The organism is Streptococcus pseudopneumoniae (genome assembly GCF_001072925.1).
GTDB classification, from domain to species: domain Bacteria; phylum Bacillota; class Bacilli; order Lactobacillales; family Streptococcaceae; genus Streptococcus; species Streptococcus pseudopneumoniae_Q.
This window is the reverse complement of record NZ_JVHE01000117.1, coordinates 1-17,182: the sequence shown is the minus strand read 5'-3', so window position 1 is coordinate 17,182 and position 17,182 is coordinate 1. Positions and strand designations below refer to the sequence as shown.

The window sequence follows — 17,182 nt, the reverse complement described above, 5'->3', positions numbered from 1 at the left end:
CTTTTACTGTTTAGATTGGATATCTGTAAAGACTTCGTTGTATTTCTTCACGATATCTGATTTGTTTTTGATGACATAATCATAGTCTTCAGTGAGTGTTTTAATCTGTTCGATTGGTTTCATATTTTCGCTAGTTTTAGCATTTTTACGAACAGGACGGTTAGTAGTTGTTGTACCAAGGGTGTCTTGGACTTCTTGAGAAATGATGAAGTCGATAAATTTCTTAGCGTTTTCCATATTTTTAGCGTTTTTAATAATAGCAGCGCTAGCAGGCAGGAAGACAGTACCTTCTTTTGGATAAACAACCTTGATGTTAGCTCCGTCGTTTAGAAGTTTCACTGCGGGGTCTTCGTAAGAAAGACCAACAGCCATTTCTCCATCTGCTACAGCCTTGTAAACACCAGATGAACTAGAGCCAATCTTACCATCAATCAAAGTAAAGAGATCTTTGACATAAGTCCAAGCCTTGTCATCTGTATAGCCACCTTGTGCTTGCAACATGTTTGTTAGTTGAGCAAAGGCGCTAGAAGAGTTGGCTGGGTCAGCAGTTGCGATTTTTCCTTTGAGTTCTGGTTTGATGAGGTCGCTATAACCTTCAATATTCATCCCCTTAGTTAAGTCAGGATTGACGATCAAAACGCTACCGTCCAATGTGTAAGGAGTTGAGTAACCAGTTGTATTTTGATATTCTTTGATTACATTATCGTTTTCCGTTGATACGTAATTTTCAAAAAGTTCTCCGTGAGTAGCATATTGGGTATAGGAACCACCAAAGATGATATCTGCCACAGGGGCTTCTTTTTCAGATTCTAGTTTCTTAAAGAGTTCACCTGTTCCGGCTTGAATGAGTTCAACCTTGATGCCATACTTTTCTTCAAAAGCAGGAATAGTTGCTCCAATCAATCCTTCTGAGTTTGGAGAGTAGACTACTAGAGTATCGCTTCCTCCATTTTCAGTTGCCTTTTCTCCCGAAGCATCGTCAGAAGAGCAGGCGGTTAGCCCCAAAATAGCAAGTCCACACGCAGCATAATACATCCATTTCTTTTTCATGATGGATACCTCCATAGTTTTGTTACCTCTATTGTAAAGCAATGAAAGCGTTTTTAAAACTTAAAATTCTATCCTAATGGGGTAAAATTCTCTACAAAAAAGAAGAATAGTGTCTAAACTATTCTTCCAATGGCTTTTAACTCTTTTGGAGAGATATGAAAGTATTTCTTAAAAACTTTACCAAAATATTTATAGTCTGAGAAGCCGACTTGTTCAGCGATTTGACTAAGAGGAGAATCAGGATACTGGCTCATCTTTTCAACGGCTTGTTTTAAACGATACTGAAGAATGTATTCGTTCAAGGTGATAGGAAAATCCTCCTTGATAACCTTGTAGAGATAACTTTCGCTATAACCTAGATTCTCTGCAATGGTAGAAATGGTAAAGTGTTGGGAGTAGTGTTGGTGCACAAATTCGAGAATTTGTTGAATCAGTTGGTTTTGAGGATTGATTTTTTGAAGAGATGTTACAAAAGTCTGATAGTCTTGTAAAAATGAATTGGTTTGGTGTTGATCCATCTTGAGGCGTAGAGTTATTTTTTCTAAACACTCTGTTAATTCTGCGACATTTATGGGTTTTGGGAGGAAGTCCACTGCTCCGAATTGCATGGCCTTTTTAGCATTTTGGAAATCATTATAGCCTGAGAGGATCACTTTTTCATAAGAGAGTGAACGAGTCGCTTCAAACATCATAAAAGCATCCATGATGGGCATGGTAATATCTGTCAGGACGATATGTGGCTTCTCTTTTTGAATCAATTCCATGCCTTCTTGTCCGTGACTTGCAGTTCCAACGACTTGAATACCTAAGGCTGAGTAGTCTACGGCGATTTCAAGCCATTTTCGGATCAGGTGTTCGTCTTCGACAATGATTAACTTAAACATGCGTTCTTCCTTTCGTGACAAATTTTACCCAGGTTTCCCCTTTGGAGTTGACTCCCAAATCTAATTCTACATTTTCAAAAAAGTTATTCAATCGTTTGTAACTATTGACAATACCGTGCTGTGTATGTGGGCTGTCCAAGGATTCTAAGATATGTAGACGTTCTTGTTTGGTTAGACCACCAGCATTATCCTTAACGATAAAGGTCAGTGCTTCCTGCTCTTGAGTGATTTGGATAGAGATGGCAAGGTCGATACGATACTGCCTTCCGTATTTTAGAGCATTTTCCACAAGTGGTAATAGGAAAAGTTTCGGAATAGTTTGGGAATGTAGATTCTCAGAACAGTCAATCTGATAAGAAAAATGTTCAAATCGAATCTGATGGATTTTCAGATAAGCTTCGATAATCTCTAGGTCCTGCCCAAGAGTCGTTTCTTTTTCTAGTTCAGTTACACTATATCGCAGGATGCGCGTGAGATTTTGAATAAGTTCTTGAGTAATACTAGCATCAATCATACTCGTGATTTTAATGGTTTCCAAGGTATTGTAGAGGAAGTGAGGATTAAACTGAGCTTCCAGCATCTTTCTTTCAAAGATCCACTTTTCCTTCTCAATGGTCAACATCTTTTGATGGAGCTCATCCAACTCTTGGAGCATATCGGTGATTTTCTCAGCAATCAGTTCAAATTCGTCTCCTGTCTGGAGGATCAGCTTCTTGTCCTTTTTCTTAGGAATTTCTTGCAGTTGATAGACTAGACTTTCAATAGGGCCGGCATTGTGCGTCGCAATTTTATAAGCAATTCGTCTCGCCTGCCAGAAGTATAATAGAAAGATACAGAGTGTTAAGACAGAAGCAAGCCCTAGTAAACTCGGAATGGGAAAGAAAGATTGAAAGGTGTAGATTGAGAAAATCGGTTCAATTTTACGTTTTTCAATCAGAAGTGGATTTTCAACGTACCAATGAGTTTTAGACTGGAGTAATTTTTCATCAAATTTTTCCAGAGTTGATTGAGTAAATTGATTGGTATTACTAGAGTAGATGTTTCCAAAAGTATCTGTAATAGCATATTTTGAATTGATAAGAGGGATACTGGACACAAATTCATTTTCATTTACAAAAGAAATGCTATAAGCCTTAACTCGTTGATTTTGAACGATAGGCATAATGAAGAGTGCGTAATGTTGTTTATCTATTGACAAAGCAACCTTTTCTGTAATAGCTCCTTGAATCGGATTTTGAATTAATAATTTTAAATAATAAGGAGCTAAAATAGTTTCTTGATGGTTGCGATTGGTACTAAAGAGAAGTTTTCCTGTGTCGTCAAGGATGATAAAATCAGAACTGAGTTTCAGTTGAGCTTTTGTTTCATAAAATAGACTAAAGAGTTCTCGGTCAGTGTGTTTACCTTCTAAAAATTCTGGAACCATTTTTTGATTCATGGTCTCCAGTAATTGATAGTTCGCTTGTTTCATGTCGCGAATATGCTGGACGATCTGTTGGGTATCCTTGGTGAGTTGTTGCTTTTGCAGAAAATAGGAAAAACCAAACAGGAGAATGAGGAGTAAAAACGAGGTCGCCAAAGCAGCCAAAGAACTACGGTGAAGAATCTCTTTTTGGAGAGAATGTTTAAAAGAATGTACCATAAATTACCTCTTACAAAGAGCATACTAAAGTAAGTATAGCAGTATTAAAAATGGAAGGCAAGGTGAAAAGAGAAAAGAGTTGAAAAGAAAGAGACGAATTCCCCCTAAAAATGGTATAATAGGAGCATCACGAAAATTGGAGAGACGCTATGAGTTTTTACAATCATAAAGAAATCGAGCCTAAGTGGCAAAAATACTGGGCTGACAATCACACTTTTAAGACAGGAACAGATGCCTCAAAACCTAAGTTTTATGCGCTTGATATGTTCCCTTACCCATCTGGAGCGGGTCTGCACGTAGGACACCCAGAAGGTTACACAGCGACTGATATCCTCAGCCGTTTTAAACGTGCGCAAGGCTACAATGTCCTTCACCCAATGGGATGGGATGCTTTTGGTTTGCCTGCAGAGCAATACGCTATGGATACAGGGAATGACCCAGCGGAATTCACAGCAGAAAACATTGCTAACTTCAAACGCCAAATCAATGCGCTTGGATTCTCTTACGACTGGGATCGTGAAGTCAATACTACAGATCCGAACTACTACAAGTGGACGCAATGGATTTTCACTAAGCTTTACGAAAAAGGTTTGGCTTATGAAGCGGAAGTGCCAGTAAACTGGGTTGAGGAACTGGGAACAGCTATCGCCAACGAAGAAGTGCTTCCAGATGGAACATCTGAGCGTGGTGGCTATCCAGTTGTCCGCAAACCAATGCGCCAATGGATGCTTAAAATCACTGCCTATGCGGAGCGCTTGCTCAATGACTTGGATGAGCTTGACTGGCCAGAGTCTATCAAGGATATGCAACGCAACTGGATTGGGAAATCAACTGGTGCCAATGTCACTTTCAAGGTAAAAGGAACAGACAAGGAATTCACAGTCTTTACCACTCGTCCTGACACCCTTTTTGGTGCTACCTTCACTGTTTTGGCTCCTGAGCATGACTTGGTAGATGCCATCACAAGTCCGAAACAAGCTGAGGCTGTGGCGGACTACAAACACCAAGCTAGTCTCAAATCAGACTTGGCTCGTACCGATCTTGCCAAGGAAAAAACAGGGGTTTGGACGGGTGCTTATGCGATCAACCCTGTAAACGGCAAAGAAATTCCAATCTGGATTGCCGACTACGTTTTGTCTAGCTATGGTACAGGTGCTGTTATGGCTGTACCTGCCCACGACCAACGTGACTGGGAATTTGCCAAACAGTTTGGACTTCCAATCGTAGAAGTACTGGAAGGTGGAAACGTAGCAGAAGCTGCCTACACAGAAGATGGCCTTCACGTCAACTCAGACTTCTTGAACGGTCTTAACAAAGAAGAAGCGATTGCTAAAATCGTGGCTTGGCTGGAAGAAAAAGGTTGCGGCCAAGAGAAGGTGACCTACCGTCTCCGCGACTGGCTCTTTAGCCGTCAACGTTACTGGGGTGAACCAATCCCAATCATTCATTGGGAAGATGGAACTTCAACAGCCGTTCCAGAAAATGAACTCCCACTTGTCTTGCCAGTCACCAAGGACATCCGCCCTTCAGGTACTGGGGAAAGCCCACTAGCCAACTTGACAGACTGGCTGGAAGTAACCCGCGAAGATGGCGTCAAAGGTCGTCGCGAAACCAATACCATGCCACAATGGGCAGGTTCAAGCTGGTACTACCTCCGCTATATCGATCCACATAACACAGAAAAATTGGCTGATGAGGATCTACTCAAACAATGGTTGCCAGTCGATATCTACGTGGGTGGTGCAGAACACGCTGTGCTCCACTTGCTTTACGCTCGTTTCTGGCATAAATTCCTCTATGATATCGGTGTTGTTCCAACCAAAGAACCATTCCAAAAACTCTTTAACCAAGGAATGATCTTGGGAACAAGCTACCGTGACCACCGTGGTGCTCTTGTGGCGACTGATAAAGTTGAAAAACGTGACGGTTCCTTCTTCCATGTGGAAACAGGGGAAGAATTGGAGCAAGCGCCAGCCAAGATGTCTAAATCTCTCAAGAACGTGGTCAACCCAGACGATGTGGTGGAACAATACGGTGCTGATACCCTTCGTGTCTATGAAATGTTCATGGGACCACTTGATGCTTCAATCGCTTGGTCAGAAGAAGGTCTGGAAGGAAGTCGTAAGTTCCTCGACCGTGTTTACCGTTTGATCACAAGTAAAGAAATCGTTGCAGAAAACAATGGTGCTCTAGACAAGGTTTACAACGAAACTGTTAAAGCTGTCACAGAGCAAATCGAGTCTATGAAATTCAACACAGCCATTGCCCAACTCATGGTCTTTGTCAACGCAGCGAACAAGGAAGACAAACTCTATGTGGATTACGCTAAAGGCTTTATCCAATTGATTGCTCCATTTGCTCCTCACTTGGCTGAAGAACTCTGGCAAACAGTGGCAGCAACAGGCGAGTCTATCTCTTATGTAGCTTGGCCAACATGGGACGAAAGCAAATTGGTTGAAGATGAAATTGAAATCGTAGTCCAAATCAAAGGAAAAGTCCGCGCCAAACTCATGGTCGCTAAAGACCTGTCACGCGAAGAACTGCAAGAAGTGGCTCTGGCTAACGACAAGGTCAAAGCAGAGATTGATGGCAAAGAAATTGTGAAGGTGATTAGTGTCCCTAATAAACTCGTTAATATCGTCGTTAAATAACGAGTTTATTAGCCCTATCTGCCACCTTCAATAGTCCACTGGACTATTGAAGCCAACTAAATTGGTTAATATTGTTGTAAAATAACCAATTTATTTGCTGATTTCCAACCTCAAACAGTTTCCCAAGCTGTTTGAGCCAACTAAACTCGTTAATATCGTTGTGAAATAAATTTAAAAGTCCTTCAGAGTTCAGCTCTGGAGGATTTTTTGAATATTATGTGTGAGATGTGATATACTATTCACATCTTTAAACTTATAAGAGTGAGATAAGGAGAAAACTATGCCAGTAAATGAATATGGTCAGATGATTGGTGAACCTGTAGACGATACACCTGGAGTTTTACCGTCGCTTGTACGGATAGAAGGACAGTATACGATTATCGAAGCTCTGTCAGTGGAAAAGCATGCGGAGGATTTGCTGGCTGTTTATGGCCCAGATACCCCTCGTGACATGTGGACCTATCTCTTTCAACCACCAGTAGAAAATCTTGAAGAATTAATTGTTGCTTTAAAGCAGATGATTGAGCGCAAGGATCGCTTCTATTATGCGATTATTGATAAAGCGACTGGAAAGGCGCTGGGGACTTTTTCTCTCATGCGTATTGACCAAGCTAATCGCGTGGTTGAAGTTGGCGCGGTGACCTTTTCGCCGGCTCTTAAACAGACCAGGATGGGAACAGAAGCCCACTATTTGCTTGCTCGTTATGTCTTTGAAGAGCTTAACTATCGCCGTTATGAGTGGAAATGTGATGCGCTAAATCTACCTTCTAGAAAAGCAGCAGAACGTTTGGGATTTATCTACGAAGGTACTTTCCGTCAAGCGGTTATTTATAAAGGGCGTACCAGAGACACGGACTGGATGTCTATGATTGATAAGGACTGGCCAAGGGTTAAAGCTCGTTTTGAATCGTGGTTGAGTCCAGATAATTTTGATGAAAATGGGGAACAGTTGAAATCCCTTAGAGAATGTTAGAAAGGTTTGCTATGATTAATATTACAAAAGAATCCTCTGTTTCAGTTGATGACGTTTTACCGCTCTACCAGGCAGTTGGTTGGACAAATTATACCAATCAGCCCCAAATGTTGGCTCAGGCTCTGACTCATTCACTGGCCATTTATCTAGCACGTGATGGTGAGAAAATCGTTGGTTTAGTGCGTTTGGTTGGAGACGGATTTTCATCCGTTTTTGTCCAGGATTTGATTGTTTTGCCTAGCTATCAGCGCCAAGGGATTGGAAGTTCTATGATGAAAGAAGCCTTAGCTGACTATAAGGGTGCCTACCAAGTACAACTAGCGACTGAACAGACAGAAAAAACATTGGGGTTTTACCGTTCTCTGGGGTTTGAAACCTTATCTACTTACGATTGTACAGGAATGATTTGGGTGGATCGAAAAAAATTAAAATAATTTTTTTATCTTAAGTTAACTTTAAGTTTACTCATGTATCATGTAATCATTAAGTAAAGACCTCCTAACTTTATTTAATAGAAATCCTAAACTTTTCTTTTTCATAATAATCTCCCTAAAGAAGCCACCAAATCAGGTGGCTTTTTTTATGTTCAAATGCAGAAGTTTTAAGGTAGAATTGACCATATAATCATCTATTTCGACCACATAGCACCAAACTATATTTTTTCTTTTTCCTTTTTGTTAAACTGAGAGTGTGAAAAGGAGGAAAGAAATATGATTTTACAAGCAAAAGGTCTCACTAAGAACTATGGAGACCATATAGCAGTTAGAAATATAAATTTAGAGTTTAAAAAAGGAAGTTTTAACGCAATCTTAGGACCTAATGGGGCTGGCAAATCGACCACGATTTCAATGTTAATCGGACTTAAACGAGCAACTAATGGTCAAATCATCTATGCGCCCAATACTAGGATTGGAGTTGTTTTTCAAGCAAGTGTATTGGATGAAAAGTTGACAGTCAAAGAAAACCTAGCCATTCGTGCCCAGCAGTATAAGGGGATTAAAGGTGGTCGTGTGGAAGATTTAATCAATCAACTAGGGTTGACTGCTTTTCAGAAACAACTTTATGGAACTTTATCAGGAGGACAGAAACGTCGAGTTGACATTGCTCGGGCTCTCCTATCCAATCCCGATATTTTATTTCTAGATGAGCCTACGACTGGACTAGATATTCAGACTCGCAAATCCATTTGGGATTTATTGTATCGTCTACAAAGAGATGAAGGGATGACTATTATCTTAACGACTCATTATCTGGATGAAGCAGATGAGGCAGATCAACTTTATATTATAGATCATGGAAAGGTTATTGCCCAAGGTTCTGCTGCTGAGATTAAAAGTGAGTACGCTTCCAATCTTTTAAAAATTTGTTTTAAAGACAAGCAGGTGGAGGAATTCTTACCTAAAAATATGCCTGTGGAAAAGGAAAATGAGTTTGAGTATAGTCTTTATCCTAAGAGCCAATTGGAAGCTATTGATTATTTGACCCAAGTTCGTGAGAAGATTGCTAGCTTTGAATTTCGTTCAGGAACTATGGATGATGCCTTCATAGCACTTACAGGAAGAGAGGTGCGCTAATGTTAGCCTTATTAAAACGTGATTTTTTGTTGTATTTTCATAATCGTTCAGGAGTCTTTTTCTCATTACTGGGAGCTTTGATTTCCTTTCTACTCTATATCATTTTTTTGCAGAAAAATTTGATGGACGCCTGGTCCCAACTTCCTGATAATAAGAGTCTATTAAATAACTGGCTGATGGGTGGAACCTTGGCTGTGACTGGGATTACAACCAGTTTTACAGCTTTGACCCAGATGGTACAAGACCGTGAAAATCAAGTGGATCAGGATCTCTTTTTGACAGACTTAGGAAGCTGGGGCTTGCAACTGTCTTATCTTATTAGTAGCCTTATCATTTCCTTTGTTATGCAAGCCTTTATGCTTATTGTTATGAGCCTTTATTTTCAAGAAATTCCAGCTATGAATAAGCTATTTGAAATAAGTTTAATCATGCTGCTAAGTAGTCTCCTTTCAACATTGGTAAATGTACTCTTGATTTATCATTTCCAGTCAGTAGATAGTCTAGGTAAATTGGCTACCATTGTAGGTACAGCTTCAGGTTTTTTAGTAGGAACTTATGTACCAATGGGAATTCTTCCTAACTTCGCTCAAGTTCTCATGAAGTGCACACCGGCTACCTATCTTGCTTCTCTCTATAGACAGGTCTTAATGAAGGAGCAATTAGAAACTACATTTATGGGGAATAGTAGCTTATTAGAAGAATTTCAAGAAAAATTAGGAATCCGGCTTAATTGGCAGAACCTTTTAACAAAGGAAGAAACATACTTAATAGTGGTGAGTATCTGCCTCCTAACTTTTCTGCTTTGGCTGGTAGTAGTTAAAATCTCTAGCAAAAAAATAAAATTTATAGGTTAAGCTAACTTTAAGTCTTCTCTTGTATCATATGGATATTAAATAAAGACCTCCTAACTTTATTTAATAGTAATCCTAAACTTTTCTTTTTCATAATAATCTCCCTAATGAAGCCATCCAATCAGGTGGCTTTTTTGTTTGTAGGCTGGATTTTTGCTATAATAGGAACATGAGTAGAATTTTAGATAATGAAATCATGGGAGATGAGGAGTTGGTAGAGCGTACCCTCCGTCCCCAATATTTACGTGAATATATCGGTCAAGACAAGGTCAAGGATCAGCTTCAAATCTTTATCGAAGCGGCAAAAATGCGTGATGAGGCGCTGGACCATGTTCTTTTGTTTGGCCCTCCAGGTCTCGGGAAAACGACCATGGCTTTTGTCATTGCCAATGAATTGGGAGTTAATCTCAAACAGACGTCTGGTCCCGTTATCGAAAAAGCCGGTGATCTGGTAGCGATTTTGAATGACTTGGAGCCAGGAGATGTGCTCTTTATCGATGAAATCCACCGTTTACCAATGGCTGTCGAGGAAGTTTTATATAGTGCCATGGAAGACTTCTACATCGACATCATGATTGGTGCTGGTGAAGGCAGTCGCAGTGTTCATTTGGAGTTGCCACCTTTTACCTTGATTGGTGCGACGACTCGGGCTGGTATGCTTTCAAATCCTCTTCGTGCACGTTTTGGGATTACTGGTCACATGGAGTATTATGCCCATGATGACTTGACAGAGATTGTCGAGCGGACGGCAGATATCTTTGAGATGGAAATTACACATGAAGCTGCTGCTGAGTTGGCCCTCCGTAGTCGTGGAACTCCTCGTATCGCCAATCGTCTCCTCAAGCGTGTGCGTGACTTTGCGCAGATTATGGGCGATGGTTTGATTGATGATGTCATTACGGATAAGGCCTTGACTATGCTGGATGTAGACCATGAAGGCTTGGACTATGTGGACCAGAAAATTCTTCGCACCATGATTGAGATGTACGGTGGGGGTCCTGTCGGTTTAGGAACTCTTTCGGTCAATATCGCTGAAGAGCGTGAGACGGTAGAGGATATGTATGAGCCTTACCTGATCCAGAAAGGCTTTATCATGCGAACTCGTTCAGGAAGGGTCGCGACAGCCAAGGCTTATGAGCATTTGGGGTATGAGTACAATGAAAAATAAGCAAGAAATCCTAGATAGTGTTAGAGAAAATTCTGACATGATGGCCATTCTGACTATCATTCGAGACCTGGAGTTGAAAGATTCCTGGTTGGCAGCTGGTTCGGTTCGAAACTTTATCTGGAATCTCTTATCAGAAAAACCAGCTTTTGACCGTGAAACGGATGTGGATGTGATTTTCTTTGATCCAGATGTGAGTTACGAAGAAACGCTGGCTATAGAAAGTAAGTTGAGAGAGGATTTTCCCCAGTATCAATGGGAGCTGAAGAATCAAGTCTATATGCATCAGCATAGTCCCCATACGCCTCCCTATGTGAATTCCTGCGATGCCATGAGTAAATATCCTGAACGTTGTACGGCGATAGGTATTCGCTTGCATACAGATACAACTTTAGAGCTCTTTGCGCCTTATGGCTTGGAGGATATTTTGAGCTTTCAAGTTCGTCCAACTCCTCATTTCTTAGAGAATGAAGACCGAATGAAGCTCTATCAAAAACGTTTATCTAAGAAAAACTGGCAAGAAAAATGGAAAAATCTCATATTTAAAATAACTTAAGGAAACTTTAAGTTAGGAGTTGTATACTTATCTCATAAGTTAAGAAGACCTTAACTTTAACTCCTAAAACTTTTTCATAATAATCTCCCTATAAAAATTAAGTCGCCCAATCAGGCGGCTTTTTTTGATGTGAACTAAACTGTTATCTTAATAACTTTTTAGATTATGGTAGGGATGACCAAATTAGGGGAAAGTGAAACTACACAAGTTTGAAAAAAATAGAATTCAAAGTTCACCGAAATTCGTTTTTTTCTATAAAAATGAAAAATAAAGCCTAGGGAGTTAAAATAAGGTAAAAAATCGTCAAAAAGTTTAGACATAGAGAACAAAAGTGTGCTATAATAAAATGATTAAAACATTGGTTCATATTATAAATTTGCGACTTTATTTGTTAACAAAGATTATAAAAATAAGGAAAAATCGGAGTAACAGTCGTTTTTTTCGCAATAACACAAATAGGGCCTGGTTTTATAAAAAAACAGAATTTAAGGAGACGAAAAATGTTTTTTAGACGTCAAGAAGGACGGTATAGAGAAACTGATCGTGTTACCCGATATAAGTTGATTAAATCGGGGAAACATTGGTTGCGTGCCTCAACGTCACTATTTGGCTTGTTTAAAGTTCTTCGTGGTGGTATTGATACTGCTCAGGTGACAACTGAAGTTGTAGAAGATCGTGTATCAACTTCCATAACAGGGTTAGATATCCTCAAGGGTATAGCCGCCGCAGGGGCGGTGGTTGGTGGTGGAGTTGCTACTCACACGCAAGTCCATGCCAATGAACAAGTTGCTGTTGAGAAGGTGGTTGATGGAACTGACAACTTAGTCACTTCTGACCAAGCTGTCTTGGGAACTGTAAAGAAAGATGATGAGCAACAAACTTCTGTTTCAACATCGAACTCTATCAGTGAGAGTCTCTCAATCTCTGCTTCTACAAGTGCCTCGATTTCGGCCTCAACAAGTGCATCAGAGTCCGTAAGTGCTTCAACCTCAGCTAGCACTAGTGCCAGTGTATCATCTTCAACTTCTGCTAGTACTTCGGCTTCATTGAGTGATTCGACATCAACATCGGCTAGTGCTTCGACTGTTGCAAGCAGTTCCCTCTCTGAGGCTTCGCATGTAGAAGGTTCACAGACGGCTACTAGCGAAGATGCTATCAGTAATGACGGAGCATCCGGAGCTACAGTCAAGGCTAGCGATGTTAAGGTCAACCCTAGCCTTTCTAGTGCTCTGTCAACTGCAGAAAACTTCACAAGTCAAAATGTTAGTTTGACAGCTACTACAACAGCTACTCTTGCTGCGACAACGACTGCAGAAGCAAGTGCTAAAAAGCAAGCAGAAGACCGTAAGAAATTAGCCGCTCTTTCTGCCGAGATGGGTGAATATCTAGCTAAAGCTGCTGGTCTACCAAATACCGATTCAGCTATCACTAAGGTGAATGCTGCTGTAGTAGAGATTGAAAAAGCACTTGCAGATCTAACTGGTGATTTGACAGCAGTTGTGCAAAGGGCAACTTCGGCTCGCAATTCCATCGTGAATGCTGTGACACGTGCAAATTCAGGTCAACGTGATAGCCGTAATGGTCAAGCTATGCCGACAGGAGAAAGCCTCAGAGGCTTTGCACCAGTAACGCTAAATCAGCAGACGACTGCATCCCTTGAGCAAGGAAGCTTTGCAAGTGGAAGCCGAGAAGTTAGCTGGCGTATCAATATGCATGCTCAAAGTGCGTTGAACTATGCAGGTCTGATCGCACAAGTGGATAAAAACACAACCATCACTCGAGTTCTTTTCAACGGAGAACCAATGGAAAAACGTGGTGGTTCTGGAAATGAATATGTCTTTAACAAACGGCATGATTTGAATAGAAACTTAGATGCGACTATTATGATCTATGCAACAGTTAATGAAAACTCTAGTGAAGCTACTTTGGCTGCGCAAGTAGCTACAAGCAGTCGACCATTCGATAGTGCAGCTACTGCTGGTAACTATACAAGTGTTATGAATGGCAAGGTTGCTACTGGTACAGGTCAAAGACAGATAGATAAGGCTCCGACTATCTCTATCAACCCTAATTACGTTGAAATCTACAATGATGAGGCGCTAGGGGGAGCAAATGGAATTCCTTTTGTCATGAGAGATGATAAAGGGGTGCTAAGTATGTTGTTTGCTCCATCAAATAAACATATCAATGGATTGGTCATGAGTCGAACGCCGATTGGAGATCAAGGATTCAAACCTTATTATTCTGATAGAAAGAGCCCTAAGGAACATACATCAGTGCTAAGTGGGACAATTGGCCGTGAGAATGGATGGAATCCAATGACTCCAGGTGTTTATAATTTCGAGGTTCAAGTGTTTGACACTGCTCAACAGCCTACTACAGGTCGTTTGACGCTTAACATCAAAGGTTTCAATGATCGTAACAACCCTGTTAGTGGTGAAACTGTTACAGTTAACAACCCTGCATCTTTGAGCCAGTCTGAAAAAGACCAAATTATTGCAAACTTCAAGAAACAGAATGCGACTATCCTTTCAGGCACTGACTACGTGAAGGGCTCTGAAGGTGGTCATGAAATAACTGTGTCTGATACTGGTGAAATCAAACTGACCTATCGTGATAACACTGTAGATTACGTTCAGGCAAGTTTAAAAGCTGAAACGGAAGTACCTGTACCTGCTGTTACAGTCACGCGTGATGGTCAAACCATCCCAGCGACTCAAAGCCCAGTAGCTAGTCGTGGGATGGAACACATCGTCTATGCAGGTGATGATTTTACCATTAACTTTACTGCGACGGATAACAGTGGTAAGTTAAGTGAATTTAAGATTGTTCCAAAAGCAGAGGGAGGTCACTCAGGATTAAGAGATAACTTCTTTGAAGATCCTCAATATGGTACAGGAACTGTAGGATACTTGACCGGAGATATCACAGCTACGCCAGAAAGTCCTGCGACGATCACAGTCAATGCTCACATGAAGGATGATTTGAAGTGGGTGTCAGGAAATACTTGGCAACGGAATGCGGTTGCAACTGACCAAGTAGGTAATAGACATCAGACAGGTCTTTCTGGCAATGTTCGTATTACCCAAGGACAACTGAAAGACCGTCTTGCAGTGACTAATCCTGAACTTACACCAGTTGCAGATAAGAGTAACTTGACTGAAACTGAAAAGACAGCTGTCAAGAATGCTATCTACGCTAAGAATAATCAGACAACTCACCGTATCAAAGACATTGAAGTTGCAAACGATGGTACTGCGAAGATTCTTTATAATGATTTGACAAGCAATACTCTTCCTCAGTCAGTAACTGTTAATGAACGTCCAAAACTGGTAATTCCATATGACAGACCAGATGTCAAAGAAATCGATATCTATCGTGGTGAGCCTACTAACCTCACCTTTAGTGCGACAGATGATTCTGGCAAGATTTCTTCATTGAAGTTTGAAATGGATAGATTCGCTGATAGCGCGAACGGGAACAACTACGCAGGATATGAAGGTATCAATCGTTCAAATCCGATTACCAGTTTGACTGATCAAGCAAATGCTAACATTACGATAACTGGTACGTTGGCTACAAGGTTTGTAAAAGGCCAAACATTTGAACGCTATTTGATGGCGACAGATGACCGTAATACTCCTGATAGTGACCATGCTAAAAATGGTATTGCTGATAATGGCTATATCAAGTTTGTAATTAAGAACCAAACGGATAAATATAATGCTGTAGCCAAGGTTCCAACTGTCTATACTTATGTAGGCGAATCAGCAGATGATTTGTCAAATGCGGCTAACTTCGTACAGCTGGAAGGCGGTAAGCAACTGCCACAAGGTGCTACTGTCGCTTGGAAGACACCAATTGACACAACGAACTCTGGTGACAATAAAAAAGCTGTAGCGACAGTTACATACTCAGATGGATCTACAGATGATGTTACTGTTACTTACAGTACCATGTCTACAATCAAGCCAAAAGCTCCAATCAATGATATCCAAGGAACAACTCCTCACAATGGTAATGGTTCAAACTGGCTTGACTATGTGTATAAGTCGGGAGATGCTTGGTTCCCAAGTGGTTCTAAACAAACATGGACAAATGAAGATGGAGCTCGCTTGTCAGATGCTCCTATCACTACGACAGAAGCTGGACAACAACGACTTAAATTCACCTTTACATATCCTAAAGGACGTTTAGGTGAGACTGATAGTGCGAAATTGCTTAGCAAGACAGTAGACGTTATTCATAATGTTTACAAGTTTGAGACTAATCGTTCTTATATCTTCACTCAAAATAAAACAGATGATCCGAATTATCAACGTGTAGCTGCAAATCCGAAAGATTCTATCACCAAGGTTACAGGAAGCCCTGATTATGATGTAAATAAGACTAACTTCACTTGGGTTGATGGTGCTCCAGATCTTTCACAAGTGGGACGATTTACAAAAGATGTAGAAGTTGAACTGCCTGTCGATGGTACGGGAGTCCGTGTGAAACAGCGCGTTCCAATCACTTATACAGTCAACCCACAAGCGCCAGCTATTTCAGTTGATTCTACTAATGAAACAGGTGGTTTGCCAAATCGTTCGATCGTTGTTACGAATGTAACACCTGGTGCTCTTGTAACCTTGACTTTAGCTGGACATACGTTCGAGAAGAGAGCTAAGAATAATGAATCAAGCGTTACCTTTGAACCTGCAGATCTGAAAAAAGCTTACGATGGCAATAATGGACTTCTTCCGACAGGAGATGTGACAGCTAAGTCTACAGTTGATGGCCTGAATTCAGAAGTGACGACTGGAACAATCACTCCAGAGCGTGTAAAACCAACGATTACCTATACTGTCAAAGTTAATGGCCAAGAACCTAAGAAAGATGGCAATGGTCGCTATTTGTTCTATGCTGGAGATAATATCCAGATTACTTATACAGGTAAAGATAATAGTGGTAAATTAGTCACACTGAAGGTTTACGGTAATAGAAAAGATTTGACAGATTTCTTCGAAAATAGACCTGAATGGGGAACTGGTCCAATCACAAACATTATCAATACCTTGACCAATGATGACCAGACTACCTTTACTATTAATGCGGTTGCTAATAAAGATCTTGCGTGGAGATCAGGAAACACATGGGGACGTTGGCTCACTGCTACAGATCCTAGTGGAAACACTGTTGACGTTGGAGAAATTCGAATTCAACAAGATCAGTTGCAGAACTTGTTTAAAAAGCCTGCCATTGATGTGACAGAAGTTAAGGATAAAAATCACTTAACAGAAACTGATAAGGAAAAAGTTCGCGAAGAAATCAGAAAAGCTCATGATAAGGTGATACCAAACGGTCGCGATCGTATTTCTAGCATTGATGTAAGTGAGGATGGAATTGCAACTGTCTACTATAAAGATAATGCTAAAGTAGCATCTGGTAGCCAGCCATATCCACCAACGGTCTATAGTCAGGATGAAACTGTTTCAGACAAGAAATATCGTTCTGAGTCAGCGTCAACCAGTGCTTCAGAGTCAGCGTCAACAAGTGCATCGACATCAGCATCAGAGTCAGCGTCAACAAGTGCATCGACATCAGCATCAACAAGTGCGTCAACATCAGCATCTGAGTCAGCATCAACAAGTGCATCGACATCAGCATCTGAGTCAGCAAGCACAAGTGCAAGTACATCAGCGTCTGAATCAGCAAGCACAAGTGCGTCAACATCAGCATCTGAATCAGCCTCAACAAGTGCGTCAGAGTCTGCTTCAACATCAGCTTCTGAATCTGCATCAACCTCAGCATCTGAATCAGCAAGCACAAGCGCATCAACCTCAGCGTCTGAGTCAGC

At 40.8% G+C, this 17,182-nt stretch carries 11 protein-coding genes; 8 read left to right on the top strand and 3 right to left on the bottom strand.

The features are described from left to right. Positions 1-3: 3 nt before the first annotated feature. From ADH81_RS08945 to ADH81_RS08935, 3 genes are all read right to left on the bottom strand, one after another. Positions 4-1,050: an ABC transporter substrate-binding protein gene (locus ADH81_RS08945; protein WP_049528389.1), complete on the bottom strand. Its 1,047-nt coding sequence runs from the start codon at positions 1,048-1,050 to the stop codon at positions 4-6. 113 nt (positions 1,051-1,163) lie between these two features. Beyond that, positions 1,164-1,934 (bottom strand): response regulator transcription factor, encoded by a 771-nt coding sequence (locus tag ADH81_RS10875; RefSeq protein ID WP_080979315.1) that lies wholly within the window; start codon positions 1,932-1,934, stop codon positions 1,164-1,166. After that, the gene (locus ADH81_RS08935; protein WP_049528388.1) at positions 1,927-3,576 is read right to left on the bottom strand and encodes a sensor histidine kinase; all 1,650 of its coding nucleotides are present in this window, start codon (positions 3,574-3,576) and stop codon (positions 1,927-1,929) included. Before ADH81_RS08935 ends, ADH81_RS10875 begins: the two co-directional genes overlap by 8 nt. Before the next feature lie 149 nt (positions 3,577-3,725). Between ADH81_RS08935 and leuS the strand changes: the two genes are divergently transcribed. The 8 genes from leuS to ADH81_RS11485 form a co-directional block, all read left to right on the top strand. Further along, positions 3,726-6,227 carry a leucine--tRNA ligase gene (leuS, locus tag ADH81_RS08930; protein WP_049528385.1) on the top strand — a complete coding sequence of 834 codons (2,502 nt, stop codon included), beginning with the start codon at positions 3,726-3,728 and terminating at the stop codon, positions 6,225-6,227. Between the two features lie 280 nt (positions 6,228-6,507). After that, positions 6,508-7,200, top strand: coding sequence for a GNAT family N-acetyltransferase (locus ADH81_RS08925; RefSeq protein WP_049528384.1), 693 nt, complete (start codon positions 6,508-6,510; stop codon positions 7,198-7,200). 11 nt (positions 7,201-7,211) lie between these two features. Beyond that, positions 7,212-7,634, top strand: a complete 423-nt coding sequence (locus ADH81_RS08920) for a GNAT family N-acetyltransferase (RefSeq protein WP_049528502.1) — start codon at positions 7,212-7,214, stop codon at positions 7,632-7,634. 276 nt (positions 7,635-7,910) lie between these two features. Further along, positions 7,911-8,774: an ABC transporter ATP-binding protein gene (locus tag ADH81_RS08915; RefSeq protein ID WP_049528381.1), complete on the top strand. Its 864-nt coding sequence runs from the start codon at positions 7,911-7,913 to the stop codon at positions 8,772-8,774. Next, the gene (locus ADH81_RS08910; protein ID WP_049528378.1) at positions 8,774-9,628 is read left to right on the top strand and encodes an ABC transporter permease; all 855 of its coding nucleotides are present in this window, start codon (positions 8,774-8,776) and stop codon (positions 9,626-9,628) included. The genes ADH81_RS08915 and ADH81_RS08910 overlap by 1 nt, the downstream gene beginning before the upstream one ends. A gap of 166 nt (positions 9,629-9,794) precedes the next feature. Continuing rightward, positions 9,795-10,793 (top strand): Holliday junction branch migration DNA helicase RuvB, encoded by a 999-nt coding sequence (gene ruvB / locus ADH81_RS08905; RefSeq protein ID WP_080979314.1) that lies wholly within the window; start codon positions 9,795-9,797, stop codon positions 10,791-10,793. After that, entirely contained in the window at positions 10,774-11,346 is a 573-nt protein-coding gene (locus tag ADH81_RS08900; RefSeq protein ID WP_049528375.1) for a nucleotidyltransferase family protein, read from the top strand. Before ruvB ends, ADH81_RS08900 begins: the two co-directional genes overlap by 20 nt. A 500-nt stretch (positions 11,347-11,846) precedes the next feature. Then, the coding region (locus tag ADH81_RS11485; RefSeq protein ID WP_239682096.1) for an accessory Sec-dependent serine-rich glycoprotein adhesin at positions 11,847-17,182 on the top strand (5,336 nt) is incomplete at its 3' end.

What these genes read in the sequence shown, in the direction of transcription:
- ADH81_RS08925 (WP_049528384.1), top strand. Translation starts at nt 6,508, where the DNA reads ATGCCAGTAAATGAATATGGTCAGATGATTGGTGAACCTGTAGACGAT.
- ADH81_RS08935 (WP_049528388.1), bottom strand. Translation starts at nt 3,576, where the DNA reads ATGGTACATTCTTTTAAACATTCTCTCCAAAAAGAGATTCTTCACCGT.
- ADH81_RS08945 (WP_049528389.1), bottom strand. Translation starts at nt 1,050, where the DNA reads ATGAAAAAGAAATGGATGTATTATGCTGCGTGTGGACTTGCTATTTTG.
- ADH81_RS08900 (WP_049528375.1), top strand. Translation starts at nt 10,774, where the DNA reads ATGAGTACAATGAAAAATAAGCAAGAAATCCTAGATAGTGTTAGAGAA.
- ADH81_RS10875 (WP_080979315.1), bottom strand. Translation starts at nt 1,934, where the DNA reads ATGTTTAAGTTAATCATTGTCGAAGACGAACACCTGATCCGAAAATGG.
- leuS (WP_049528385.1), top strand. Translation starts at nt 3,726, where the DNA reads ATGAGTTTTTACAATCATAAAGAAATCGAGCCTAAGTGGCAAAAATAC.
- ADH81_RS08915 (WP_049528381.1), top strand. Translation starts at nt 7,911, where the DNA reads ATGATTTTACAAGCAAAAGGTCTCACTAAGAACTATGGAGACCATATA.
- ruvB (WP_080979314.1), top strand. Translation starts at nt 9,795, where the DNA reads ATGAGTAGAATTTTAGATAATGAAATCATGGGAGATGAGGAGTTGGTA.
- ADH81_RS08920 (WP_049528502.1), top strand. Translation starts at nt 7,212, where the DNA reads ATGATTAATATTACAAAAGAATCCTCTGTTTCAGTTGATGACGTTTTA.
- ADH81_RS08910 (WP_049528378.1), top strand. Translation starts at nt 8,774, where the DNA reads ATGTTAGCCTTATTAAAACGTGATTTTTTGTTGTATTTTCATAATCGT.